This window comes from Cupriavidus necator N-1, assembly GCF_000219215.1.
GTDB lineage: Bacteria > Pseudomonadota > Gammaproteobacteria > Burkholderiales > Burkholderiaceae > Cupriavidus > Cupriavidus necator.
Map to the genome: position 1 here is coordinate 486,753 of NC_015727.1, position 24,882 is coordinate 511,634.

General features: G+C 64.0%; 17 protein-coding genes and 5 pseudogenes. 8 read left to right on the plus strand and 14 right to left on the minus strand.

All coding sequences use genetic code 11. The features are described 5' to 3' along the window. The first annotated feature begins 51 nt into the window (after nucleotides 1–51). The 8 genes from CNE_RS32320 to CNE_RS32355 all read left to right on the plus strand — a co-directional run bounded on the left by CNE_RS32320 (nucleotide 52) and on the right by CNE_RS32355 (nucleotide 10,573). Nucleotides 52–1,827, plus strand: a complete 1,776-nt coding sequence (locus CNE_RS32320) for an FAD-dependent oxidoreductase (protein WP_013958950.1) — start codon at nucleotides 52–54, stop codon at nucleotides 1,825–1,827. Continuing rightward, a complete protein-coding gene (locus tag CNE_RS32325) occupies nucleotides 1,814–2,167 on the plus strand; it encodes an NIPSNAP family protein (protein ID WP_013958951.1) in 354 nt (117 codons plus the stop codon). The genes CNE_RS32320 and CNE_RS32325 overlap by 14 nt, the downstream gene beginning before the upstream one ends. Before the next feature lie 114 nt (nucleotides 2,168–2,281). After that, nucleotides 2,282–3,211 (plus strand): Bug family tripartite tricarboxylate transporter substrate binding protein, encoded by a 930-nt coding sequence (locus tag CNE_RS32330; RefSeq protein ID WP_148271748.1) that lies wholly within the window; start codon nucleotides 2,282–2,284, stop codon nucleotides 3,209–3,211. Nucleotides 3,212–3,338: 127 nt separating this feature from the next. Beyond that, the gene (locus CNE_RS32335; RefSeq protein WP_013958953.1) at nucleotides 3,339–4,493 is read left to right on the plus strand and encodes an acyl-CoA dehydrogenase family protein; all 1,155 of its coding nucleotides are present in this window, start codon (nucleotides 3,339–3,341) and stop codon (nucleotides 4,491–4,493) included. A gap of 61 nt (nucleotides 4,494–4,554) precedes the next feature. Continuing rightward, complete coding sequence (pobA, locus tag CNE_RS32340; RefSeq protein WP_013958954.1) at nucleotides 4,555–5,739, plus strand: 4-hydroxybenzoate 3-monooxygenase; 1,185 nt, start codon at nucleotides 4,555–4,557, stop codon at nucleotides 5,737–5,739. Between the two features lie 113 nt (nucleotides 5,740–5,852). Next, nucleotides 5,853–6,950: a porin gene (locus tag CNE_RS32345; RefSeq protein WP_013958955.1), complete on the plus strand. Its 1,098-nt coding sequence runs from the start codon at nucleotides 5,853–5,855 to the stop codon at nucleotides 6,948–6,950. 503 nt (nucleotides 6,951–7,453) lie between these two features. Beyond that, on the plus strand, nucleotides 7,454–8,749 hold the full coding sequence (locus tag CNE_RS32350) for a hypothetical protein (protein WP_148271749.1): 1,296 nt from the start codon (nucleotides 7,454–7,456) through the stop codon (nucleotides 8,747–8,749). A gap of 735 nt (nucleotides 8,750–9,484) precedes the next feature. Then, nucleotides 9,485–10,573, plus strand: a complete 1,089-nt coding sequence (locus tag CNE_RS32355; RefSeq protein ID WP_013958959.1) for an IS110 family RNA-guided transposase — start codon at nucleotides 9,485–9,487, stop codon at nucleotides 10,571–10,573. Nucleotides 10,574–10,725: 152 nt separating this feature from the next. Here the strand turns inward: CNE_RS32355 and CNE_RS32360 are convergent, their stop codons facing one another. The 14 genes and pseudogenes from CNE_RS32360 to CNE_RS32420 all read right to left on the minus strand — a co-directional run bounded on the left by CNE_RS32360 (nucleotide 10,726) and on the right by CNE_RS32420 (nucleotide 24,855). After that, nucleotides 10,726–11,037, minus strand: coding sequence for a DUF2274 domain-containing protein (locus tag CNE_RS32360; protein ID WP_013958960.1), 312 nt, complete (start codon nucleotides 11,035–11,037; stop codon nucleotides 10,726–10,728). After that, the gene (locus tag CNE_RS32365) at nucleotides 11,034–12,311 is read right to left on the minus strand and encodes a TrbI/VirB10 family protein (RefSeq protein WP_013958961.1); all 1,278 of its coding nucleotides are present in this window, start codon (nucleotides 12,309–12,311) and stop codon (nucleotides 11,034–11,036) included. Before CNE_RS32365 ends, CNE_RS32360 begins: the two co-directional genes overlap by 4 nt. Nucleotides 12,312–12,313: 2 nt before the next feature. Then, entirely contained in the window at nucleotides 12,314–13,306 is a 993-nt protein-coding gene (gene trbG, locus CNE_RS32370) for a P-type conjugative transfer protein TrbG (protein ID WP_013958962.1), read from the minus strand. Next, a complete protein-coding gene (trbF, locus tag CNE_RS32375) occupies nucleotides 13,303–14,007 on the minus strand; it encodes a conjugal transfer protein TrbF (RefSeq protein ID WP_013958963.1) in 705 nt (234 codons plus the stop codon). Before trbF ends, trbG begins: the two co-directional genes overlap by 4 nt. Before the next feature lie 30 nt (nucleotides 14,008–14,037). After that, on the minus strand, nucleotides 14,038–15,411 hold the full coding sequence (trbL, locus tag CNE_RS32380) for a P-type conjugative transfer protein TrbL (RefSeq protein ID WP_013958964.1): 1,374 nt from the start codon (nucleotides 15,409–15,411) through the stop codon (nucleotides 14,038–14,040). Between the two features lie 350 nt (nucleotides 15,412–15,761). Then, a pseudogene (trbJ, locus tag CNE_RS32385) lies at nucleotides 15,762–16,496 on the minus strand (P-type conjugative transfer protein TrbJ); the annotation flags it as partial. After that, nucleotides 16,493–18,319, minus strand: a pseudogene (gene trbE, locus CNE_RS32390) (conjugal transfer protein TrbE); the annotation flags it as partial. The pseudogenes trbJ and trbE, both read right to left, overlap by 4 nt. Nucleotides 18,320–18,391: 72 nt before the next feature. Further along, complete coding sequence (locus CNE_RS32395) at nucleotides 18,392–18,664, minus strand: VirB3 family type IV secretion system protein (protein WP_013958967.1); 273 nt, start codon at nucleotides 18,662–18,664, stop codon at nucleotides 18,392–18,394. Further along, nucleotides 18,661–19,044 carry a TrbC/VirB2 family protein gene (locus CNE_RS32400; protein ID WP_013958968.1) on the minus strand — a complete coding sequence of 128 codons (384 nt, stop codon included), beginning with the start codon at nucleotides 19,042–19,044 and terminating at the stop codon, nucleotides 18,661–18,663. Before CNE_RS32400 ends, CNE_RS32395 begins: the two co-directional genes overlap by 4 nt. Further along, a pseudogene (gene trbB, locus CNE_RS32405) lies at nucleotides 19,041–20,097 on the minus strand (P-type conjugative transfer ATPase TrbB). The gene CNE_RS32400 and the pseudogene trbB overlap by 4 nt, the downstream one beginning before the upstream one ends. Next, nucleotides 20,094–20,571, minus strand: a pseudogene (locus CNE_RS39870) (ribbon-helix-helix protein, CopG family). Before CNE_RS39870 ends, trbB begins: the two co-directional pseudogenes overlap by 4 nt. Beyond that, nucleotides 20,568–22,575, minus strand: a pseudogene (locus CNE_RS32410) (conjugal transfer protein TraG). The pseudogenes CNE_RS39870 and CNE_RS32410 overlap by 4 nt, the downstream one beginning before the upstream one ends. Before the next feature lie 231 nt (nucleotides 22,576–22,806). Next, complete coding sequence (locus CNE_RS32415; protein ID WP_013958971.1) at nucleotides 22,807–23,061, minus strand: EexN family lipoprotein; 255 nt, start codon at nucleotides 23,059–23,061, stop codon at nucleotides 22,807–22,809. Nucleotides 23,062–23,302: 241 nt separating this feature from the next. Then, a protein-coding gene (locus tag CNE_RS32420; RefSeq protein WP_238553039.1) for an IS3 family transposase occupies nucleotides 23,303–24,855 on the minus strand; the annotation gives its coding sequence in 2 pieces (ribosomal slippage) (nucleotides 23,303–24,393 and nucleotides 24,393–24,855; 1,554 coding nt in all). Between the last annotated feature and the right edge of the window lie 27 nt (nucleotides 24,856–24,882).

Here is a 24,882-nt window from a genome sequence, read left to right on the forward strand (position 1 = left end):
GGCCGCCGCTGCGATCACGACCATTTTCCATATTGTTTCAGGAGTTACGCCATGCGCGACACCCCTCCGTCCACAGACACCGTCGACTGCGATCTGCTGGTGATCGGCTCCGGCGCGGGCGGCCTCTCCACTGCAGTCACGGCCCGCAAGCACGGCCTCAACGTATTGGTCGTGGAGAAGGACAGCATGTTTGGCGGTACCACCGCCTTTTCGGGCGGTGTGCTATGGATTCCCGGCAACCCGGTCTCCCGCCGCGCCAACCAGAAAGACAGCCGCGATGCCGCGCGCTCGTATCTCGCTGCTGAAGCGGGCGCCGCCTTCGACGCTGCTGCCGTCGACGCGTTCCTGGAGAACGGTCCAAAGATGGTCGAGTGGTTTGAGCGCGAAACCAGCGTGAGGTTCGTGCCGACGCTGTACCCCGACTACCACCCTACGCAGATCGGCGGCGTGGATGTCGGCCGCTCGATCCTGGCGGCGCCCTTCGACATCCGCGAACTCGGGAAGGACATGCCGCGCCTGCGCCCGCCGCTGGCGACGATCACGTTCATCGGCATGATGTTCAATTCGTCTAATGCCGACCTGAAGCACTTCTTCAATGTCACGAAGTCGGTCCGCTCGTTCTTCTACGTTGCCAGGCGGCTGGCAAGCCACCTCAAGGAACTGGTGCGCTATCGACGCGGCGTCAATGTGACCAGCGGCAATGCACTGGCCGCGCGCCTGGCGAAATCGGCTCTGGAGCTCGGCATTCCCATCTGGACCGCTTCTCCCGCACTTCGCCTTGTCACGCGAGACGGCGCCGTCGTGGGCGCGGTCGTCAGCCGCGACGGCCGCGAGGTCGAGATCCGCGCCAGGCAAGGGGTGGTGCTGGCTAGTGGCGGCTTCTCCCATGACATAGAGCGGCTGCGCAAGGCATACCCACACATTGCCCGTGGCGGAGAACACTTCTCGCCCGTGCCTGTCACTAACACCGGTGATGGTGCGCGCCTGGCCGAACAGGCCGGCGGGACAGTGCCGCTGCGCTATCGCGACGCGGCGGCCTGGATGCCGGTGTCGAAGGTGCCGATGCGCGGCGGCCGTTTCGTGGCGTTCCCCCACCTGCTGGACCGCTATAAGCCAGGCGTGATCGGCGTGCTGCGCAACGGCCAGCGGTTCACCAACGAATCCAATTCGTACCACGATGTGGGGGCGGACCTCATTCGCGCTTGCGAAGGCCAGCCGGAAACGGCGATGTGGCTGATCTGCGACCAGGGCACCATTTCCAAGTATGGCTTGGGCTACGCCAAGCCGGCGCCGCTTCCCCTGGGGGGACTACTGCGCAAAGGCTACCTCATGCGCGGAAGATCGCTCGCCGAGCTGGCGCAGAAGTGCGGCATCGACGCGAACGCGCTGGAGCAGACGGTGCGGGACTTCAACGCGGGGGCACAGCACGGCGACGACCGCCAGTTCGGCCGCGGCACCACCTCGTTCAACCGGTACCTCGGCGACCCGGAGCACAAACCGAACCCCTGCGTGGCGCCGGTCGCACAAGGCCCCTTCTATGCGCTGAAGGTTGTGATGGGCGATCTCGGCACCTTCGACGGCATTGCGACTAATGTGGAAGGGGCCGTGCTACGCGAGGATGGCGTCCCTATTGAAGGGCTCTACGCTGTAGGCAACGACCGCGCAAGCATTATGGGCGGCAATTATCCGGGTGCAGGCATCACGCTTGGTCCCATTATGACATTCGGCTATATCACCGGCCGGCATATCGCCAGGCGCGCCAATGTGCCAGCCGGCAGCCGGGCATTGCAAGGTACACGACAGGAGAAGGTCCATGCAGCCCGATAACGCGCTAACCCTTGTCGACCACCGTATTTACACGATCCGGCTGCGCAAGATGAACGAGTTCCTCGACGTGTTCGGCAAGATGGCAATGCCCATTCTGCTCGAAACACTGGGCAACCCGCTTGGCGCTTACGTCAGCCAGGTCGGACCGCAGAACCAGTTCGTGCACTTGTGGGGATATGTGGATCTCGCCGACTACGAGCGTCGCTCCCGTGCGCGCGATGCCCACCCGCGGTTCTCCGACTATCTGGCGGCGTCAGAACATCTCATCGTCGCCCAGGAGACGCGGCTGATCCGCGCGGTTGCCATGCCTGGGGTGACGATTCCGACGAGTCACCGATAGCGGTGAGAAACCCGCCAACCTGACAAGAAATTGGAGACAAAGATGAAGTTCCTGCCTCGCATCGCGCGAACCTCGCGCGGACTTGCCGCCGCGTTTTCTGGCGTGCTGCTATCCATGGCCGCCCTGGCACCCGTTGCCGCAGCGGACGCTTATCCATCCAAGCCGATCACGGTGGTGGTGCCATACTCAGCAGGAGGCGCCAGCGATATCCAGGTACGCGCCATTTCCCAGCAGTTGTCGAAGATCCTGGGGCAACCCATCATCGTCGACAATCGCGCGGGGGCATCCGGCGCGATCGGCGCTGCATTTGTCGCACGTGCCGCACCCGACGGCTATACCCTGCTGTATCCGAACAACGGTCTGCTGATCGCCGCGTTGCTCAACAAGGCGGCCGGATACGACCCGCTCAAGGATCTCGCGCCCATCTCGACGGTGACCGCCATGCCGATGGTGCTGGTCGTCAACAAGGACTTGCCGGTCAACAACCTGCGCGAGTTCTTCGCCTATGCCAAGGGCCGCCCGAACACGCTGAACTACGCGACCGCCGGCCCGGGATCCTACGGCAACCTGGCCACGCACTTGCTTTCGCAGGCGGCCAGCCTGCGCATGACACAAGTACCGTATCGCGGTGAAGCGAATACCACAATGTCGGTACGTTCAGGCGAATCGCAGGTGCTATTTACCAGCCCGTCGGCGACGATGATGGGCCAGGTCAACGCGGGCAACCTGAAGCTGCTGGGCGTGGGGAGCGCCGGGCGCTCGGAGGTCGCGCCGAACGCGCAGCCGATCGCCGAGGTCCTGCCCGGGTTCAAATCGGAGATCTGGTTTGGCCTGATGGCGCCTGCAAAGACGCCGCAACCGATCATCGACAAGCTCAACCAGGCTGTGCAACAGGTGCTGAAAGATCCCGCCATTCGAGCCAAGCTGCTGGCGAACTCGGCGGTGGCCCAGCCGTCCTCCCCACAGACGTTTGAGAAGCTGCTCCGCACCGAGCACGCGCAGTACGCGGAGATCATCCGCAAGCACAACATCACCGCAGATTAAGCCCGTCTGCCGGAACAGGATCCCCACTGGACGTACAGCCGTGGCCTGAAACCACGGCGCTCACACGCGCCGGCGCCAGGGCGCCCGGCCCCCCTTTTGACTCAACATCCGTTTTCAGGAGTACCCCATGACCTTGATGAATATCGCCGGACTGTCGGAAGAACAGCGCATGATGCGCGAAGGCGTGCTCGACCTGCTTTCGCGCCATCTGCCGTGGGACAAGGTCCGCAAGATGGACGAGGCGCGCGAGTTTCCGCATGAAGCCTTTAACGCGCTGGCCGAAGCGGGTTATCTGGGCATCTTCTATCCCGAATCGCTCGGCGGCATGGGCGGCAGCTTCAAGGACATTGCGGTTTTCCTGGAGACGCTCGGCTATTACTACACCGGTATCGCCCAGGCCGTGACCACCACGGCGATCTACGCCGGCATGCATATCGCAAAATTCGGCTCGCCCGAGCTGCAGCAGGCAATTGTACCGGGCATCATCGCAGGCAAGACCAAGCTCGCGCTGGCGATGTCCGAGCCGGGCACTGGCTCCGACGTGGCCGGCATCAAGACCAATGCCCGCCGCGATGGCGACGAATTCGTGCTGAACGGCAACAAAGTCTGGATCACCTGTGCGCACGTTGCGGACTATCTCGTGGTGATCACCAAGACCGATACCGGGGCGGCCCGCCATCAGGGCATCAGCACGCTGCTGGTAGACGCCAAAGCCCCGGGTGTCACCATCAAGCCCCTGGCAATGCTCGGCCGGCGGACCTCGCACGCCAATGAGGTGTTCTTCGACAACGTGCGCGTGCCTGCCACCAACCTGATCGGCGGTGAAGGCATGGCCTGGAAGAACATCATGAAGTGCCTGGGGCTCGAGCGCATGGCGCTGGCGGCAATCTCGTCGGGGCATTGCTTCAAGATCACCGAATACGCGCGCGACTACGCCAAGGACCGCATCCAGTTTGGTCAGCCGATCTCGAAGTTCCAGGTCATCCAGCACAAGCTTGCCGACATGCTGATCATGTCGGAATCGGCACGACAGGCCACCTATCGTGTCGCGGAACTGCTCGACGGCGGCCATCCCGCCCTGCAGGAAACATCCATTGCCAAGATCGTCGCGACCGACAACAACTTCAAGTGCGCGGATATCGGCCTGCAGGTGCTGGGCGGCGCGGGTTATTCGATGGAATACGACATGCAGATGTTCTTCCGGGACTCGCGCGTGGGCCCGATCGGCGGCGGCAGCAACGAGATCCAGCGCAATGTGCTGGCCAAGCTTATGGACCTGTAAGGCAAGACGTGTCGGGCCTGGCCGCCTGCGGTCCGGCCCTACGTATTTGGAAGGAATCAAGATGAAGACACAAGTCGCAATCATTGGCGCCGGGCCATCAGGTCTGCTGCTGGGGCAATTGCTGACGCGCGCGGGTATCGACAACATTATCCTGGAACGCCAGACGCCCGAGTACGTGCTTGGGCGCATCCGCGCTGGGGTGCTCGAGCAAGGCACGGTAGACCTGATGCGCGAGGCGGGCGTGAGCGAGCGCATGGACGCGGAAGGGCTCGTGCATGAGGGTATTGAATTGGTGTATGGGGGGGAACGCGACCGCCTGGACCTCAAGGCACTGACGGGTGGCAGTACGGTGCTGGTCTATGGTCAGACTGAAGTGACCCGCGACCTGATGGATGCCCGCCTGGCGGCCGGTGCCCCCACGATCTATCAGGCTGCCAATGTGCGGCTCCATGACGTGAAGGGCGCGCAGCCTTATGTCACGTTCGAACGGGATGGGGAAACGATACGCCTGGACTGCGACTACATCGCAGGCTGCGACGGCTTTCACGGTATCTCGCGGCAGGCCATTCCGGCTGAGATCCAGAAGCATTACGAGCGTGTCTACCCCTTCGGCTGGTTGGGTCTTCTGTCCGATACCCCGCCGGTCAGCCATGAGCTGATTTATGCGCATCACAGCCGCGGCTTCGTGCTTTGCAGCCAACGCTCCCAAACGCGCAGCCGCTATTACCTGCAGGTCCCGTTGACCGAGCGCGTCGAAGACTGGTCCGACGATCGTTTCTGGGAAGAGTTAAAGCGCCGTCTGCCCGCTGAGGTAGCCGACAAGCTCGTAACTGGCCCCTCGCTTGAGAAGAGCATCGCGCCGTTGCGCAGTTATGTCGTCGAGCCTATGCAGTACGGCAAGCTGTTCCTCGTCGGCGATGCCGCGCACATTGTGCCCCCGACCGGCGCAAAAGGCCTGAACCTTGCCGCGAGCGATGTCAATACGCTCTACCGGATCCTGCGACTGTTTTACCAGAAGGGCAGGACCGACCTGCTGGACAAATACTCGGATATTGCCTTGCGGCGCGTCTGGAAGGCCGAGCGCTTCTCATGGTTCATGACCAACCTCCTGCACGAATTCCCGGACAAGGAACCGTTCGACCAGCGCATGCAGCGAACGGACTACGACTACTACACCAGCTCGGAGGCAGGGCTCAGGAATATTGCCGAGAACTATGTCGGGCTGCCATACGATCCGGTCGAGTGAGGCGCCTGGCCAACTGATCCGTACCGTGCCGCAGGGAGCGGCACGGCGGTCGTCCCGCGCGATATCAGCGGTATGTTCAGCGCGGTAATCACAATAAGGAGGAAGGAGATAAGATGAAGTACCGCTTTCAAATCGGTGCCACGATGGCATTCGCTGCAATGGCATCGGGGGCGTCGGCACAGTCCAATGTCACGCTCTACGGCGTGGTCGACGTAGGGATTGAATACGCCAATCATCAGGCGGGTGGCGGCAAGGATCTCGTCAGGGAAACCGCAGGCAATATCTCCGGGTCGCGATGGGGCTTGCGTGGCACAGAGGACCTCGGCGCGGGTCTGAAGGGACTGTTTCTTCTCGAAAGCGGCTTTGATCCGGATACCGGCAAGTCAGGACAGGGAAACCGGCTGTTCGGGCGGTCTGCCTATGTCGGGCTGAGCCAGGCAGGTGTCGGCAGCTTGCTGCTGGGGCGGCAGCAGAATCTGCTCTTTGACTTCGTCGCGAGCTTTGACCCCATGGGACTGGCGCCGCGGTACTCGATCTTTACCCAGGATCTGGGATTCGTGGGGCGTTCCGACAACACGGTCAAGTACGTCGGGACCTTTGGCGGGCTGAACGCGGCGGCAATGTATAGCTTTGGCGCGGAGAGCGGGACGGTGAATGGTAGTGAAGTTCCTGGTCATGCCAAGCTCGGCCGCGAGTACGGCGCAAAACTTGACTATTCCATTGGGCGCGCGAGTTTTGGCGGGGCGTATGACGAGACCAATACCGGTACCCTGACAACCAACCCGGATGCCACAACGCGCAGGGCGACGTTCGCCGGCACCTATGCGTTCGACAAGGTGACTGCTTACGCGGGATACCGGTGGGCCAATGCCTCGGGCGGGGCGCGGCTGCCGGGCACGACTTCCGCTGCGGCGACGCAGGGAGCGAACCTGTGGTGGGCCGGGGCACGTTGGCAGGTGACGCCGGCGGTCACGCTGGCAGGGGCAGCCTACTATCAGGACTTCCGCCATTCCAGTGCCGATCCTTGGTTATTCGTCGGGTTCGCGAACTATTCATTCTCCAAGCGCACAGATGTCTACCTGTCCGCTGCCTACACGAAGAACAAGAACGGTTCAGCGCTCGGTGCCGGACAAGGTGCCGCAGGATGGGGCAATACGGATCCGGGCATGAATCAGTTCGCGGCCAATGTTGGCGTGCGCCACAAGTTCTAATTGATTATTTGAGGCGGGGAGGGTGCCGGCACGGCCGGTCCATCCGGCGCCGGCCACTGCGGAGAGACGGCCATGTATCCGACACGCGACGCCGAGGTCATTGCGCCAGGACGAATTCCAGCTCCTGGAAAGGCTCCATCAGGAGGGCCACAGTTGCCGCGGTTTTCTGCCGAATGCCGTACCGCCGTGATACCAGGCAATAGTGTTCGGGCTGGCGCAGCGCCCGCGTCATGCTGCAACGCGACTCGCCGGCACGCACTGCCATGGCGTCGCGGCTTCACCCTTGTCGGGGATGTGGTCCACCTTGATGCCGGTGATCTGCGCCAACCATACTGTCACTCGGTCTGAGTAAGCGCCTGATGAGTAGAAGCCCTGATCCACATAAGAAGCCCGCCTGTTTCCAAGTCGTCGAAGGTTCGCCCGGAGGCCCGGTGCTAACCGGCCGCCGGGCCATGGCCTTTCCTTGGAAGCAAGGGACAGCGACAGCCGCAATGCCAATACTGATGCTGGCCGATATGCTGCTGCGCCATCGGTTCAGCGTTGCCTTGCTTGCCGTGGGTTACCTGATCTTCTTGCTGCTGCAGCATCGGCAGGCCGCGACTGGAGTCCGACGCACCTCTATCGCACTGACGTCACTGACGGTGTTGCTGTTGCCTGTGATTGACATGCCCATGAAAGCGTTGGAGAGTGGCGTGCGAATCGGCGGCATGATCTCTTCGCTGCTGATCTCGGTCAGCTTGTTGTCGCGCGCGTCAATGCGCGTGCCTCGCATGCGCAAGGTGGTTGCGGATCTCTTTGCGCTGCAGCGCAGCCAAAGGCCGCTTGCTTTGGGGATTGCCGCGCAATTCCTGGGCGGGTTCCTTGGTCTGGCCGGCCTGACCATGATGATGGACGTGGCGGCCCAGCGCGACGGTGTTGTGAAGACAGACCAGATCGCAGACTTCAGCGCTATTTCGCGGGGGTATGCCGCACTCAGCCTGTGGAGCCCCATGTACAGCAACATGAGCATCGTGCTGGCGCTGTACGGAGGCATCGGATGGACTGAGGTGCTGCCGTATGCCTTTGTGATATCGGCCCTGTTCATCGGCCTGGGAGCGCTGCTTGAGAAGGCTAAGCGGCGAGGCGCGATGCCAAGTGAGGCGCAGGCGACCTCAGTCGTCCCGCTGCTGCGAGAAGGGCTGCCGATCATGGCGGTGATATTGTGTTTCGTTGCACTCATGGTGCTTACGAGCAACCGCTTGAATCTGTCAATATCCGCCGTGATTATCTTCGGCGCGCCTGCAGTTGCATGGCTGCTGAATGTGCTGCACACCTCGGATCGAACGCGCCGCTGGGCAGCAGGCAGCCGACAACTGGGGCAGGATCTCCTCGGGCAAAGCGCCATGGCGGGGGAAGTAATGCTGTTCTTGGCATCGGGATGCGCCGGCACGGTCTTCTCTCAGGCCCTCCCCGTCAGTTGGAGTGCAGCCATTGCGCAGATGACAGGCGGCTCGTCTTACCTAAGCTGCCTGTTGGTAATAGTTGCCATAGTGCTGCTTTCCGGCACCGCAATTCACCCGATGCTTAGCGCCATCCTGGTCGGCTCCAGTCTTTCTCCGATGCTTCTTAATCTGCCGTCATTAGTGCACGTGTGTGCCGTTTTGGTAGGCTGGGGGCTTGCCATCATCGTCACGCCGTTCTCGGTGGTCAGCCTCATGGCAGCTCGCTTCAGCGGTATTCCTATCCTGGTCATCAGCCTGCGGGCGAACCTGGCGTTTGTACTTGTGAGCATGGGCGGCGCTGCGCTTGTGCTCGGTTAGGCTACTTGGCTGCTGCAAGAACGCTGAGAATGAGGTACTTATGGATTTGACAACATCCACGAAATCCGGACCACTGCGGGGTCTGCGTGTCATTGAATTTGCAGGCCAGGCCTGGGTCCCGGCCGCTTTTCTTGCATGCTGTTGTCCGACATGGGGCCGAAGTCGTCCGCATCGATAGACCGGGCGCTCAGCTCGGCAATCCCTTCGATATCGTAGGGCGAGGCCGCGCACTGAGACTACCGGAGACCGCCATGCGCATCTCGATCCAAGCCTGTATTGAGCGGGCGGGCGAACAGCCCTCTAAGGTGATCAAAGTGCGGTGATTGAGCGCAACGCCGATGTGGCTCCGGCCTCGGGGCTGGGCCTGTTCATTCGCGAGTCGCAAGAGATCCTGCGACGGCTTCAGACTGTGGTCTTGACCGAGTAGGTGGACCAGTTCATCCGGATCACCGGTATCAGTGATGGTGGCGATGATATTAGTTTTGCGTGCAAGTTGCCACCGGCAACGGCCCGCGTGCTGGACTGGTATCACATTGGCATGCGGTTCGAGAACCTCCTCATGGCACTCCGAGGTCTGCGTGGCACTGATGCGCATACTCGAAGAGTCGACTGCGTGAACGCGTGCTCAAAGCGAAATGGCTGTTGTAGCACGGTGAGTCGAAGCGGTGCTTGGAGAGGCTAGAGTCGCTGCGACAGGACACAGGTTGGGTTGGCGCTCGCAGTCCACTAGGACTGATGGTCACCCCCGCCTCCGCGAGTGCGCTACGCTTGCGGCACCAATTGATTGGAGACCATCATGCTGCAAGCGTGACCCTGGTTGGTATCGACCTTGGCAAGCATTCCTTTCACCTACACGGCCAGGACCGCAGAGGTAAAGGCGTGTTTCGCAAGAAGCTGAGCCGCAAGCAGTTGGTCGAGTTTTTCGCAACGTTCCACGCCTGCACCATCGTCATGGAAGCCTGTGCTGGCTCGCACCACATGGCCCGCAAGCTGGCTGCCTTGGGTCATCAGGTTAAGCTCATCTCACCGCAGTTCGTGCGGCCCTTCGTCAAGAGTAACAAGAACGACTTCGTGGATGCTGAGGCGATTTGCGAGGCGGCTTCGCGCCCATCCATGCGGTTCGTGACACCGAAGACGGAGTCCCAGCAAACGCTGTCTGCCCTGCATCGGGCGCGCGAATCGCTGATCCGCGATCGCACCAAGACCGTCAACCAGATGCACGGCTTCCTGCTGGAGTTCGGCGTTAGCCTGCCGGTCGGCCAAGCGGTCATCAAGCGCCTGCCGGCGGTGCTGGCTGAGCATCCGCTGCCACCGCAACTGGTCGCGATCCTCGAACGCCTGCACAGCCACTTCAAGTACCTCGCCGAACAGATTGGCGAGATCGACAAGGAGATGACCCTCCAGCTCGCTGATGATGACACCGGACAGCGCCTGCTATCCATTCCAGGAATCGGCCCGATCACCGCGAGCGTACTGGCCGCCGAGATGGGCGACGGCAAACAATACGGCAGCAGCCGAGACTTCGCGGCATCGATCGGGCTAGTGCCGCGGCAGCACAGTACCGGTGGGAAAGCCAACTTACTCGGCATCAGTAGACGCGGGGACAAGAACATCAGGCGTTTGCTGGTTCTGTGCGCGAGAGCTTATATGCGTCAACTTGATAGACGAACCGGGCGACTGGCGGACTGGGTACGCGCAATGTTGTTGCGCCGCCATTCCAACGTCGTGGCTTGCGCGCTGGCGAACAAGCTTGCCAGAACAGCATGGGCAATCACAACCCGCAGAGCGGTGTTCGATGCGGGGTGTACGGGCGCGCCAGCTTAGGAAGCGGCACTCCCCTGGCTGACGAATTACCCAACTGGTTTTTCGACGACTGAAAATTTATGACGTGAACGGCACAGCGGCCTGGCGGCGAACCTGGTCAGAAAACAAGTCTTCGAGACTGCTTCCGTTTTTAGGATCGTCAGGCGCGGATCTCATCGTGGCGCGGGGAGCCATTCCCCACGACGACGCCGAATAGATTTACGCAAGCCAACATCGGCATCAAGACTCAGGGTTGCAAAAATGGGGGTGACCATAGATTTTCTGAATCCCCGATCGCCCGCCATGATCGTCTCCAGCATGTGCGGGATCAACGTCGCCGCATCGACCGCTTCGCCATAGGTCTGCGCGTGCAGTGCGGCGTAGCGGTCGAGGTCGGCTTTCAGGCTGGCCGGGCAGGCAAAGGTCAGCTTCGTGGATTCCGATTTCGGCAGCGGCCCCAGCCGCAGCTTGCGCGTCGTCATCATGAAGTCCCCTTATTGAAGAAAAGCGGCTGGTACGGCCGCAGCACCAGATCGCGGTTGACGATGATGCGAACCGGCAAGCCCGGACGTTCGGTCAGCGTCGGCTGAATGTTCATGTTGCGCCGGGTCATCTCTTGACCGACCTGATTGATGCTGTCCTGCGCGCTGTCGCGCCCGGCGATGATGACCCGATCGCCGTCTTGGCGGTTCTCCGGCGCGGCTAGCTCTGCGCCGACGCCCAGCAGCGTCGTCAGTGCAGCGCTGGCAAAGATGCGATCCCAGTGCCAATCAACGCCATCTTCCAGGCCGGCATAGCCGGCCGGGTCGGTGCCGGCTAGATTGTCGAGCGTGAGCGAAGACGTATCGGGCAGGATGATCCTATTCCAGACGACTTGAACGCGGCTCTGCCCGTAGCTGACCTGGCTGTTGTATTTGCCCAGGATGCGCGAACCCTGCGGGATCAGCAGGAACTTGCCCGTGGCGGTGTCATAGACCGGCTCCGTCACCGTGGCGATCACGTCGCCCGGCAAGTCTGATTTGATACCCGTCACCAGCGCCCCGGCAACCACCGTTCCGGCCATGACCTGATACGGCGAAGCCGGTAGGGTCAGATTGCCGGAATTACGGGTTTCCGTAGAGCCTCCAGTCAGGAACGCCTCTTTCTGGTCTTGCCTGTTCTGCACAGCGGTGGGATCGGCAGGCTGAGCCGCCGTCGAGGCCGGCCCGGCCGCCAGCGGGTCGAAGGCCGCATTGGCGGCGAAGCCCGGCGCGGCGGCCACCTGCGTCTGCGCCACCTGCGCGGCCTGCTGCGAACCCGAGCGGAAGAACACCAACGATGCCGCCGCTGCTTCGGCTTCCTTGCGTAGCGCATCGTTCGGGTCGTGGCCGGGGGCCGTGTAGGCGGCCGTCACCGGCTGCTGCGACTTCACGATGGCCGGGCCAAGATCGCCCGGCAGCGGCGGCCCCAGTTCCGGCACGGATGCCGGCAAAGGGGGCGGCAGCTTCGAGTAGTCGGCCGGCAGCGCATCCAGCCCTTCCGACTTGGAGACGCGATCGACGTTGTAAAGCTCGGTCTGCTCGCCAGCGCCGCGCCGCTGCGGTTGCAGCGACCACATGAGCGCGCCGAGCACGGCGACCGACAGGGTGCCGGCGAGGATGGCCAGCGTGCGCCGGTTCAAGCGCGTGACTGGGCGCGGCTGGGCGCGCAGCGCCACCGCCTCGGGTGCTACCTTGCCCGCCTGCGGCGTGGCGAGGTCGGGAGTGTCGTCCTGGCTCATGGTCAGTTCCTCCGCGCCACGCCATCCGTGCGTTCGATCCGCACCACGTCGCCGCCATCACCGCCCAGGCGCAGTTCGGCCGCACCGAACAGCCGATCCACGATGTAGTACGGTGGACGGAAACGGTAGTTCACCAGTTGCCCGTCACCCTGCCCGCCGATCACGAACAGCGGCGGCAGCTCGCCTTGCGCGATGCCTGGCGGGAACTGGATATAGACCTTCTCGCCGTCATCGAAGGCGCGCAGCGGCTTCCACGGCGGATTGCTGCCGCTGACCGCGTAGCGGAAACGGATCTTCTCCAGTGCCAGGCCGGTATCGACCGGCGCGGCTGTCTGTGCGGCCTGCGACTGGCGCTGCAGGGCCAGCATCCGGTCTTTCGGGTAGTCCCAGGACACCGACGCCATCCATGCCTTTTCCGTCGAGGTCAGCTCCAGCAGGTACGTCCTGCGGCTGGTGGTGATGACCAAGTTCGTCTTGAGGCTCGAACGGATGGGCTTCACCAGCACATTGATGCGCAGCGCGTCGCCGCTGCCGCTGGATGTGTCACCGACGATCCAGCGCACGGTATCGCCTGCGGCAACAGTCACCAGTTCCTCGCCCGGCTGCAAGGAAACCACGGTCACGTGCCGCGGCGCGGCATAGACCTGATAGACCGCGCCGTCCGTGAAAGGCCACACCTGAATCGCATTGACGTAGCCCTCGCGGGTGGGCGCGATGCGAGCCTCGGCGTTGGCGCGCGAGACTCGCACCTTCTCGTCAGCAGGCTCCGGCGCCGCCGGGGCCGTGTCCGCTTCGGGTAGCGGCTTCAACTGTGCCGGCAGCGCCAGCGGCTCGGGCACAGTGACAACTTCCACCGGCGCAGGTGGCTCCGGCAGCGCCTGCGCCTGCGCCGGCTTATCGAGCGAGATGGACGGAGGCGGCTTGCCCTGCGAGGCGCAACCCGACAGGGCCGCCACGGTCAGCACGAAAGCGTAAAAGCGGAAAGACTGGTTCATGGTTTGGCTCCTTCGGAAGAATCCAGTTCGCGGCTCCATGACAGGCCATTGACGTAGATACCCAGTGGGTTCTTGCGCAGGCGCTGCTCGGTGCGCGGGGTTTGCAGGACAGTGGAAAGCACCGCATTCCACCGCTCGGTGCCAGCGGGGGCACCGTTGATGAACCGTTGTTCCGTCCAGCGCACGTTGAAAGACGTGTCGCTGGCGCGGACAACGCTGGTGATCTGCACCGTCACCGATTCCTTGCCGATGCGGGCGAAGGGATCGTTCTTGCTGGCGTAGTCGTTGAGCACCGCCGCGCCCTTGTCGGTGGTGTAGTCGTAGGCATCCAGCCAGTTCTGCCGCACCACGATCGGGTCGATGGATAGCGAGCGCACCAGCGTCACGAAGCGCGCCAGGTGGTGCGCGATCTGCGCATCGGCGGGCCGATACGGCGTGGCCGCCTCGCCGACGGCGCGCACCTGCCCGGACTGATCGACCTCGATGACGTAAGGCGTGACGATGGACTGTGCCGAGCGCCACACCAGGCCGCCGGCCATCAGCAGCGCCAGCGTGAGACAGCCGAAGGCCATGAATCGCCAGTTCTTGGCCTGGACGCGGGCCGAGCCGATACGGTCGTCCCACACCTGCGCGGCGGATTGGTACGGGGTGGCAGGCTGCGGCGTATCGGCATAGCGCACCTGCGGGCGTTTGAATCGCATGGGTGTTCTCCTTGAGGGTCAGGTATCGGGTCACTCATCGGGGCGCAGGCTGGGGCCTTGCCCCGAGCCGCCGCCGTCGCCCCCGCGCAGCGTGTGGGCGGCGGTGGTCGCGGCATGGGTGATCTGCTGGCGGCGGTGCATCCGCTTGGCCCAGGCGGGTTGCTCTTGCTTCGGCGCGCTGGCTGCGCTGTCTGCGCCTTCGCCTGCGGCGGCCTGGCCGGAACCGGCAGCGCCGGCATTCGCGCCGTTCCATCCGGCACGGAAGGAATCGGCCACCTTCTGACCGGCAGCGGAAGCGCCGGACGCGGCGCGGCGGCCTGCGGCTTGCGCGCCGGTCTTGGCGACATTGCCGAGGCCCGCCGCAGCGCCCTTGGCTCCGCCGCGCGCTGCGGCGGAACCGGCCTGGAATGCGGACTTGGCGCTGCTGGCCGCCGACGTGGCGGCGCGTGCGCCGCTGCCGGCCAGCTTGGCGGCGGCGGGGGCCATGCGCGCGCCCGCCATGACGGCACCGCCCACGCCGGTCGCGGTGGCACCAATGGCAACGCCAGTGCCGACCGCGCCGACGGCAGCGCCGGCCATCGCGCCCGCGCCAAGCTGCGGCGCACCGGACACAAGGCCCGTGGCGATGCCGGGGCCGAAGATGCCGAGCGCCAGCAGCGCGATCGAGGCCAGCATCACGACAAGCGCATGGTCGATGGAAGGCTCGTCAGGATGAACCTGAAACTCCGCGAACAGGCCCGAGCCGATGCCGACGATGACGGCCAGCACCAAGACCTTGATGCCCGACGAAACCACGTTGCCGAGCACCTTTTCCGCAAGGAAGCTCGTCTTGTTCCAGAGCGCAAACGGAATCAAGACGAAGCCGGCGAGCGTGGTCAGCTTGAACTCGATCAGCGTGATGAAAAGCTGTACCGCCAGCACGAAGAAGCAGAGGATCACCACCAGCCAGGCGATGAACAGCACCACGATGGGATCGAGGATCACGAACACTTCGGGGAAGCCGGCCATGTCGCCGATCTGGTCAAGGATCGGCGCAGCCGCGTCGATGCCCGTCTTCGCCAGCCGGCCCGGCTGCAAGAAGTTCTCCATCGTGATGGCCGAGCCGGTGGCGGTGATACCTAGCCCCGCAAATGACCGGAACACGACGCACGACAACCAGTTGAAGTTGCCGATGATGTAGGCGAAGGCACCGACGTAGAGCACCTTGCGCAGCAGCTTGGCAATCACGTCCTCGCCTTGGCCGGTGGCATGGCTCATGGCCCAATACAGGCCGGCGATGGTCATGTCGATGACGATCAGTGTGGCGGTCAGGAACGCCACTTCGCCTTGCAGGAGCCCGAAGCCCGAGTCGATGTAGCGCGAGAAGGTATCGAGAAATCTGTCGATGATGGTCACGTCGTTCATGGCGTGTCCTCCGCAGCGGCGAGCGGCGCATCGCCTTCCGGCGCGTGGTCGTCGGGCGTGTCGAAGCTCGCTGGAATCGGCGGCAGTTCGGCCAGCGTCCGGTATTCGTCCGGCCCGGCCTGGCCGGCGAAGAACCGCCGCCGGAAGGCTTCGGCGGCGGCCCGGCAGGTGTCTTTGCCTGCGGCTTGCCGGTCGGCTACGCATCGGGCGCGCAGCACCTTGAGCCGCACGGGATCGGCGGCCAAGGTGGCGGCCAGGTCTTCGGCCGGCTGCTGGCCGCACGCGGTCAGCAGCACGGCCAGCAGCGAAACGGACAGAACGGGAACGCCTCGCATGGCCGCCTCCCGTCGGTTGTTGTAGAAGTTGACGGACTGCGGCGTGTACGACGTGCCGGTGCCCAGGAAGCGCCGCCGCACTTCGCGGGCGCGCTCGGTGGCCGCCGCCTGCCGAGCCAGTTCCAGCGAGGCCGCCCGGTCTTGCGTGATCTGGAGCTGCTGGGTCTGAATGGACTGCTTGGCCTGCAAGGCGAGAAGCTGGTTCGTTGCCTGCATCGCTTGCAGCGCGCCGGTGGCCGACTGGCTCTGGCTCACGAGGTCGGCTAGCGCGCTTTCGTCTTGCGCCAGGTTCTGCGACACCTGCGCCTGCATCCGCATCGCGGTGTGCAGGCCGTCGAGCGTGTTCTTCCAGCGTTCGCGTGCGTCCTGTGCCATGCGGTCGCCGCTGATGGTGGCGGCGTACTGCTCCGGGTACAGGCGCGAGAACGTGGCATCCATACTCTGCACGTCGTAGGCCAACCCCTGCGCTTCGGCGATCAGGCGTTCGGTGGTGGCAAGCGTCGAGCGCAGGCGGTTGGTGATGTTGAAATCCAGCTTCGTCAGGTTGCGCGCCTGGTTCAGCAGCATCTGTGCTTCGTTTTGGAGCTGGTTGATCTGGTTGTTGATCTGCTCCAGCGTGCGAACGGCGGTGAGCGTGTTCTGCACGAAGTTGGATGGGTCGAACACCGTCAGCGCCGATGCAGGCTGCACGGCCAGCAGGGACACCGACAGCGCGGCGGCGAGCGAAACGGAAAGGACACGGGCTTTCATGGCGAAACCTCCAGCGGTTGAGAAGCGAGGAAAGAAGCCGCCGCCGGCGAAGACGGCAGCAGGTCAGCGGCCCAATCGAGGCCGAGATGGCGCAGCCACGTACCGGCGAAGCCGGGAGCGCCGGCCTGTGTCAGCACGCGGTCGATGTCGCGTTGGTCTTGCGGTGTGGATGCGCCCGCGAAGGCGAGGGCGGCCGGCCCCAGGTCGAGGTCGAACAGGCGATTGCCCAGGCGCGATTGGTAGTAGTAATCGCGCTTGGGCTGCGCGGTGGCGACGATTTCGATTTGCCGCGAGTTCAGCCCGAAGCCTTCGTAGATCGTGCGAATCTGCGGCTCGGTAGCCTGCGGGTTAGGGAGAAAAATCCGGCTCGCGCAGCTCTCGATGACCGCGGGCGCGATGGTCGAATCCTTGATGTCGGCCAGCGACTGCGTGGCGAAGATGACGCTGACGTTCTTTTTCCTGAGCGTCTTGAGCCATTGCCGGATGCGCGCCGCGAAGGACGGTTCATCGAGGAACAGCCACGCTTCATCGAGGATCAGCAGCGTGGGCGCACCGTCGAAACGCGCATCGAAGCGGGCGAACAGATAGCGCAGCACCGCTTGCACGGCGGCGGGGCTGTGCATCAGTTCTTCCATCTCGAAGCCCTGCACGTCGCCGCTGCCGAGCCGGTCGCGGTCGGCATCCAGCAGCTTGCCGTGCGCGCCGCCGAGCACATAGGGCGACAGGGCTTGCCGCAGCGCGTTCGATTGCAGCAGCACCGAAAGGCCGGTCATCGTGCGCTGCTCAACGGGCGCACCGGCAAGACTGCCGAGCGCCGACCAGATGGCGGCTTTCTCGTCGGGGCCGACGGTCACGCCTTCATGCAGAAACCGGCCTTCGATCCATTCGGCGGCCCAGGTGCGATAGCCTTCGCTGTCGATACGGGCCAAGGGCTGAAAGGCAATGCCGCCGTCCGCGCCGAGGTCGTAGTGTTCGCCACCCAGGCCCAGCACCGTCGCCCGCATGGATCGCCCCATGTCGAAGGCGAAGATGCGCGAGCCGCCATAGCGGCGGAACTGCAAGGCCAGCATCGCCAGCAGGACGGATTTACCCATACCCGTCGGCCCTGCGACTAGCGTGTGCCCCACGTCGCCGATGTGCGTGACCAAGCGGAACGGCGTTGCGCCATCGGTGCGGGTGACGATCAGCGGCGGGCCGTCGAGGTGGACGTTCTTCTCCGGCCCGGCCCACACGGCGGACACCGGCATCATGTGCGCCAGGTTCAGCGTCGAGACGATGGGCTGGCGCACGTTGGCGTAGGCGTTACCCGGTATGGACGACAGCCACGCATCCACCGCATTGAGCGTTTCAGGGATGGTGACGAAGCCCCGGCCCTGAATCACACGCTCCACCATGCGCAGCTTCTCGTCGGCCACGGCCGGGTCGGCGTCGAGCACCGTCACCGTGGCGGTGAGGTAGCCGAAGGCGACTTGATCGCTGCCCAGCTCTTGCAAGGCCGCCTCTGCGTCGGCCGCCTTGTTGCTGGCATCGGTATCGACCAGCGGGCTTTCCTGCTGGAAGATCGTTTCGCGCAGCAGCGCGATGACGTTCTTGCGCTTGGCGAACCATTGGCGGCGCAGGCGGCCCAGTTCCTTTTCCGCCTCGGCTTTGTCGAGGCAGAGGAACCGCGTACTCCAGCGATAGGCAAAGCCCAGACGGTTGAGGTCGTCCAGCAGGCCCGGCCAGGTCGAGGTCGGGAAGCCCCGCACCGACACCACGCGCAGGTGCTGGTCGCCCAGCATGGGCGCGAGGCCGCCGACCAGCGCGGAATCGGCCAGGAGCGCCCAGGGCAGCCAGTCGGCCAGCAAGGCGGGCCGCTGGCGGTATTCGGCAAGGTTCAGCATGGCGGCGTCTCCCTACACGTCCAGCAGCGGCTTGTGCTTGATGTGCCGGGCGAAGACCTGCATGAACTGCGGATCAACACGCGCCCCCCATACGGCCAGCGAGTGACCAACGATCCAGAGCGCGACACCGGGAATCCAGAGTTGCAGGCCCAGCCCGACGGCGGCGGCCAGCGTGCCGTTGGCAATCGCCACGGTGCGCGGCGCACCGCCCATGAGGATCGGCTCGGTCAGCGAGCGATGCAGCGGCACCTCGAAGCCAGCCGCGAAGCTGTCCACGCCGCTCATACAACGGCCCCGCCGGAAAAGCTGAAGAACGACAGGAAGAAGCTTGAAGCCGCGAACGCGATGCTCAGCCCGAAGACGATCTGGATGAGTTTGCGGAAGCCGCCCGACGTGTCGCCGAAGGCCAGCGCGAGGCCCATGGCGATGATGATGATGACCGCGACGATGCGCGCCACCGGCCCCTGGATCGACTCCAGAATGGATTGCAGCGGGCCTTCCCACGGCATCGAGGAACCGGCCGCCTGCGCGGTGCCGGTCAGGAACAGCAGCAGCGCGGCCAGCAGCAGGCCGTGGTGTGCGGGGCCGGCCAGCCGCCGCAGGCGTGCGATGGTCGAAACCGGTTTTACAGAAATACGGAAAGCGTGAGCGTACATCTGCATCATGGCAGTTCTCCAGGTTGGTCAAGGGAAGGCGCAGCGGCATCGGCTGCGAGAGGAACCGGCATCAGCTCGGGAAACGGCGTTTCCAGCGCGTCCGCCAGGCGATAGCCAGTGCCGTCGAAGCCGACGACACGGGCGATGCTTTCGACGCGGCGCTTGCGGCCACGTCAGGCGATGTGGATGACGACGTTCACCGCCTCGGCGATCAGCGCACGCGGCGGGTTCACCGCCACTTCGAGAATCAACTGTTCGAGGCGCAGCAATGCGCCCAGCGCGGAACCGGCGTGGATGGTGGCAGTGCCGCCGGGATGGCCGGTGCCCCACACCTTCACCAAGTCCAGGGCTTCGCCGCCGCGCACTTCGCCGACGATCACGCGATCAGGGCGCAGGCGCATCGTGGCGCGCACCAGTTCGGTCATCGACACGACACCGGCGCGGGTGCGCAGCGGCACATGGTCACGGGCGGCGCATTGCAGTTCGATCGTGTCTTCGAGCACCAGCACGCGGTCGCCGGTGGCGGCGATTTCCGCAAGCAAGGCATTGGCGAGCGTGGTCTTGCCGCTGCTTGTCGCGCCGGCGATCAGGATGTTCTGGCGCTCGCGCACGGCACTGCGCAGGAAGTCCGCTTGGCCTGTGGTCAGAATGCCGTCGGCCACATAGCGATCCAGGCCGATGATGCTCACGGCGCGCTTGCGCAGTGCGAAGGCCGGGCGCGGCCGGTGGCAGGATGCCCTCGAACCGCTCGCCGGTTTCGGGCAGCTCGGCGGTCAGCAGCGGCCGCCCGCGATGCACTTCCGCACCGACGTGCGCGGCCACCAAGCGGATGATGCGCTCGCCATCGTCTTCGGAAAGCTCCACGCCCAGGGGCGTGCGGCCCGACGACAGCCGATCCCCCCATAGGGTGCGGTCGGGGTTGAGCATGACTTCCACCACGTCCGAGTCGGCCAGCGCGGCGGCGATCACCGGCCCCATTGCCGTGCGCAGCATCTGGATGCGGCGATCCAGCGAAGCCGCGGTGGATGAGCGCTCGGGCGGGGTCTGCGGAACGGCGCTCATGAGGCACGCTCCGCAGTTCGTTCGTGGGCTTCGGCCAGCGCCGCCGCGTCGTCCATCCGCACCGGGATCGGGATGCAGTTCTTCCACCACGTCGCGCACCAGGCTCCGACCACGCAACAAGTGGCGGCCAAGCTGCTCCACGAATTGCTCGAAACGCGCCTTGCCCTGCGCTCGGGCCGCGTCCTGATGGGCTTCGGGAACCGGCGTGCTGACGGTCAGGAAGTAGCGGATGAACAGCGCCAGCGTTTCGATTTGGATGTTCTGGTCGCGCTCCATGCGCTCGGTCTGCCGCGACAGGCGATCCAGCCGCTTGGCGATGGCCGCCTCGCGCTGGTCGCCGGCATCGGGCGACAGCCACGATGCAAGCGCCGCTGCGACGATGGATGACTTGGACACGCCTTTCTTGGCGGCCAGTTCTTCAAGGCGCTTGGCATGCTCGGGCTGGATGAACAGGTTGAGGCGGTATTGGCTCATAGGTCGATTCCGTCGTTGGAGTCGAGGGAAGCCAGCCGGGCCGTGCGCTGCATGGCCGGGTCAAGCTGGCCGGGAAGCGGCAGCGGCAGGTCGTCGTCGTCATCGAGCAGCGCCAGGTCGTTGCCGGCGGGCTGCGGTTCGGGGGTGTATTCCGCGACTTCGGATAGCTCGGGCTGGCGACGCGGGCCGCCGTCATCGGCGGTTCCAGCGCTATCGCTGGACAGGCCCGCCGGGGCTGCCGGCATAGCGGGGATTGCCAGGTCGCTCCAGTCGTCGGGCCGGGTCGGCGGCGCATCTGCGTAGCGCCCTGCCGCCAGCCCGGGCGGCGGCAGCACACGGCTCTTGAAATTCGCGTCGGCGTAGTAGCGCAAATTCTTCGCCTTAATCGGTGCCACGCTGGACACCATCACCACGGCTTCATCGGTTGGAAGCTGCATGACTTCGCCCGGTGTCAACAGCGGGCGGGCCGTCTCCTGGCGCGACACCATCAAGTGCCCGAGCCACGGCGCGAGCCGGTGGCCGGCATAGTTGCGCTGCGCGCGCAGTTCGGTGGCGGTGCCGAGCGTTTCGGCGATCCGTTTCGCCGTGCGTTCGTCGTTGGTCGCAAACGTCACGCGGACGTGGCAGTTGTCGAGGATGGAATGGTTCTGCGTTCTGCCCATACGCCTTGTCGATCTGGTTGAGCGACTGCGCGATGAGGAAGCTGCGGATGCCGTAGCCCGCCATGAAGGCGAGCGCCGTCTCGAAGAAGTCGAGGCGGCCAAGGGCCGGGAACTCATCGAGCATCAGCAGCAGCTTGTGGCGGCGCTCGATGCCGTCGCTGCCGTCGAGGGATTCAGTGAGCCGCCGGCCGATCTGGTTGAGGATCAGGCGGATAAGCGGCTTCGTCCGAGAAATGTCCGAAGGCGGCACCACCAGATACAGCGAGACGGGATACTCGGATGCGATCAGGTCGGCGATACGCCAGTCGCAGCGCGAGGTGACTTCGGCCACCGTGGGGTCTCGGTACAGACCGAGGAACGACATGGCGGTACTCAACACGCCCGAGCGTTCGTTGTCCGACTTGTTGAGCACTTCGCGGGCAGCGGACGCGACAACCGGATGCGGCACCTCGTCCAGGTGCTTTGTCGTCATCATTCGGTGCAGCGTCAGCTCGAACGGGCTGGCCGGATCGGACAGAAAATTGGCAACGCCGCGCAGGGTCTTGTCCTCGCCCGCATAGAGCACATGCAGGATGGCTCCGACCAGCAGCGCATGGCTGGTCTTCTCCCAATGGTTGCGTTTCTCCAGCGCGCCTTCGGGGTCAACGAGAATGTCCGCGATGTTCTGCACGTCGCGCACTTCATGCGCGCCGCGCCGTACTTCCAGCAGCGGGTTATAGGCCGCCGACTTCGCATCGGTCGGGTTGAACAGCAGGCAATGCGAGAAGCGCGAGCGCCAGCCGGCGGTGATCTGCCAGTTCTCGCCTTTGATGTCGTGAATGACGGCGGATGCCGGCCACGACAGCAGCGTCGGCACCACCAGACCGACACCCTTGCCCGAGCGCGTGGGCGCAAAGGTCAGGATGTGCTCGAGGCCTTCGTGACGTAGGTACTCGTTGCGATATTTGCCGAGGAACACGCCGGCCGGCCGTGTCAGTCCGGCCTTGCGAATGTCATCCGCTTCGGCCCAGCGCGCCGAGCCGTAGGTAGTGACAAGGCGCGATTGCCGCGAACGCCACACCGACATGGCGACGGCGACCACCACGGCTACCAGGCCGCTGCCGCCCGCGATTGCCCCGCCTATGTCGAAAACATGAGGCGCGTAGGCATCGAAGAAGAACCACCACTCGAACAACCGCCAGGGGTAATAGACCGGCGTTCCGAAGAAATCGAACCAGGGCGAGCCAAGGCGTAGTTGATAGCCCAGGGCGGCGGCTGTCCATTGCGTTGCACTCCATACACCGGCGATCACGATGCCGATAACGGCGGCGATCTGCCCGAACAGCACGCCCTGAGCCTGCATGACTGGCCTCCGATTCTTGCGCTATTCCCCGTTCAAGCGCGGCACAAAGGACGTGCCGCATAGCGTGAGAATCGGTGCCGGGTCAGTGCCGGTCAAAGACCGTTATCGGAAGCAAGATGATGCAAAAAGCATCGTTTCAGGCTGCAAAGAAACCAGTAAGAACGCCGCAGGTGTGGGCGCGCTGCGGAGTGTTGACTACGAAGGGCAAAATTTCTTGCGAAAGGCTGGCGATCAGAACTTAGGCGGTGTTTCGGGCGGCGTATAGGGTGTCTTTCCGTCGCCATAGAACCGCTTGCGCGTGGCTTCGGCCACCCGGTTGCACAACACGTCGCCAAGCGTTGCGCGGTCGGTCTTGCATCGCTGGCGCAGTTCCTTCAAGCGGTCCGGATCGGCGGCGAGTTCTTCCACGGTTGGCAGGTTGGGCTGCTTCGGCGTCTCCGACGGGCCGCAGGCCGTGAGCACCCCGATCAGCAGCAAAGATGGCATTCGCTTCACACGACTGCCTCCTGAGCATCAAATTCAGGTGGTAGCGCGGGCCCTGTGCCTCCCGGCAGACCGATGGTTCGTACCCTTTCAATGAAGCGTGCGAGCGCTTCCCTAGGCTCACCCGAAGGGCACAGCAGGTAGGTGTCAGTACCGGCGAGTGGCCCGCCAACGGCCGGGCCACTACGCCGGTCTCTCGACTCGCCACGATGTCGGCGATTGTCAACGTAGTTGTCACGTCACCTCACGCAACCTGCTTTAGTTCTGCTGGCTCAATCCGTTCCGGATTGAGCCAGACTTCGTCTGCCAAACTCCAGTTCCGTGTCGGCCCGGACCAACGCTTGGGCGTTCTGGCCTTAGCCTCAGCATAGACTGCTTCACGGTGCGCCAGCACCGCCGCGGCTACGCCACCGTGGCGCTGCGCCGGTGTCACGAATTTCAGCCCACTATGCTTGTGCACGTGGTTGTACCAACGCACAAATCGCTGCGTCCATGCACGCGCCTCGTCCACGCTGCCGAATGCTTGGCGCGGGTAGTCCGGCCGATACTTGCAGGTCCGGAACAGCGACTCGGCGTAGGGGTTGTCATTGCTCACGCGCGGCCGGCTGAACGAAGCGACCACCCCCAGGTTTTCCAGGGTGGCGAGCATCGTCGCGCCCTTCATTGGACTGCCGTTATCCGAGTGCAGAACCAGAGGACGTCCAGCCAGACCTTCGGCCAAACTGGCTCGCCGCATGAGCAACGCCGCCAACTCCGCCGACTCCGCCCGATGCACTTCATGACCGACGATCTTGCGGCTGAACACGTCCAGCATCATGTACCAGTAGTAATACTGGCCCTTGATTGCTGCCGGCATCCAGGTAATGTCCCAGCTCCACACCTGATTGGGTCCGGTGGCGCAATGGCTGGTCACCACCCGCGCCGAGGGCTTGCGCGCACGACCGCGGTGATGCTGCTGCGACGCGCTACGCAAGACACGATAGAAGCTCGACTCCGAGGCCACGTACTGGCCGCGGTCCGCCAGCGTCGGTACGATCTGGCTGGGCGGCAAACTGGCAAACTCCACGCTGTTGGCCACCGCAAGAATCTGCTGGCGTTCCGCCTTGCTTAGCTTGTTGGCTGGCGCTGGCCGCACAGTGGTGGTGCGAGCATCTGCGACCACCTCGTCGCCTTCTCGAACCCAGCGCTGGAAGGTGCGCAAGCTCAGACCCAACTCGTCGCAAGCCTGTGCCAGTCGGCAGCCAGAGCGTTCTGCCTCACGAATCAACGATATACACAATCGGCGATCTGGGACGTTGATCAGTCGTCCTCTTTTTCTCCCCAAATCGCCTGGGCTTTTTTTCTCAGGATGAGCAATGCGGCCGCCTCCGCCAGCGCCTTCTCCTTTCGCTGTAATTCCTTCTCAAGCTGCTGGATGCGCTTCTTGTCACCCTTGGACTGAAGTCGTTGTTCTCGCGCCTGTTCACCGGCGTTGGCATTGGCCGAGCGACAGGCCTCCCGCCAGGCAGCGATCTGCTCCGCGTAAAGACCCTTGCGGCGGCAATACTCCGCCAATTCCGCTTCATTGAGCGGCGCGGTTTCCAGTACCACCGCAAACTTGTCCTCCGAGGACCACGCCTCGGGGTTCTTTCCATCTCCCGGCACCGGGACTCCTTGCGCTTTCATCTGTCGACGCCAAGCATACAACGTCTGCTCCGCAACTCCCGTCTCCCTTGCCAACGCCGACACCAACGCGTTCTCGGGGGGCATCATGCGACGCAACAGCGCTTCCTTTCTCTCTGCTGAATAGGCTCTCATTCACTCTGACTCTACCGCCCCCAGACT

Excerpts from the sequence above, each read along its gene's own strand:
- CNE_RS32320 (WP_013958950.1), top strand. The coding sequence starts at position 52 with ATGCGCGACACCCCTCCGTCCACAGACACCGTCGACTGCGATCTGCTG.
- CNE_RS32325 (WP_013958951.1), top strand. The coding sequence starts at position 1,814 with ATGCAGCCCGATAACGCGCTAACCCTTGTCGACCACCGTATTTACACG.
- CNE_RS32330 (WP_148271748.1), top strand. The coding sequence starts at position 2,282 with ATGGCCGCCCTGGCACCCGTTGCCGCAGCGGACGCTTATCCATCCAAG.
- CNE_RS32335 (WP_013958953.1), top strand. The coding sequence starts at position 3,339 with ATGACCTTGATGAATATCGCCGGACTGTCGGAAGAACAGCGCATGATG.
- pobA (WP_013958954.1), top strand. The coding sequence starts at position 4,555 with ATGAAGACACAAGTCGCAATCATTGGCGCCGGGCCATCAGGTCTGCTG.
- CNE_RS32345 (WP_013958955.1), top strand. The coding sequence starts at position 5,853 with ATGAAGTACCGCTTTCAAATCGGTGCCACGATGGCATTCGCTGCAATG.
- CNE_RS32350 (WP_148271749.1), top strand. The coding sequence starts at position 7,454 with ATGCTGGCCGATATGCTGCTGCGCCATCGGTTCAGCGTTGCCTTGCTT.
- CNE_RS32355 (WP_013958959.1), top strand. The coding sequence starts at position 9,485 with ATGGTCACCCCCGCCTCCGCGAGTGCGCTACGCTTGCGGCACCAATTG.
- CNE_RS32360 (WP_013958960.1), bottom strand. The coding sequence starts at position 11,037 with ATGATGACGACGCGCAAGCTGCGGCTGGGGCCGCTGCCGAAATCGGAA.
- CNE_RS32365 (WP_013958961.1), bottom strand. The coding sequence starts at position 12,311 with ATGAGCCAGGACGACACTCCCGACCTCGCCACGCCGCAGGCGGGCAAG.
- trbG (WP_013958962.1), bottom strand. The coding sequence starts at position 13,306 with ATGAACCAGTCTTTCCGCTTTTACGCTTTCGTGCTGACCGTGGCGGCC.
- trbF (WP_013958963.1), bottom strand. The coding sequence starts at position 14,007 with ATGCGATTCAAACGCCCGCAGGTGCGCTATGCCGATACGCCGCAGCCT.
- trbL (WP_013958964.1), bottom strand. The coding sequence starts at position 15,411 with ATGAACGACGTGACCATCATCGACAGATTTCTCGATACCTTCTCGCGC.
- CNE_RS32395 (WP_013958967.1), bottom strand. The coding sequence starts at position 18,664 with ATGAGCGGCGTGGACAGCTTCGCGGCTGGCTTCGAGGTGCCGCTGCAT.
- CNE_RS32400 (WP_013958968.1), bottom strand. The coding sequence starts at position 19,044 with ATGATGCAGATGTACGCTCACGCTTTCCGTATTTCTGTAAAACCGGTT.
- CNE_RS32415 (WP_013958971.1), bottom strand. The coding sequence starts at position 23,061 with ATGCCATCTTTGCTGCTGATCGGGGTGCTCACGGCCTGCGGCCCGTCG.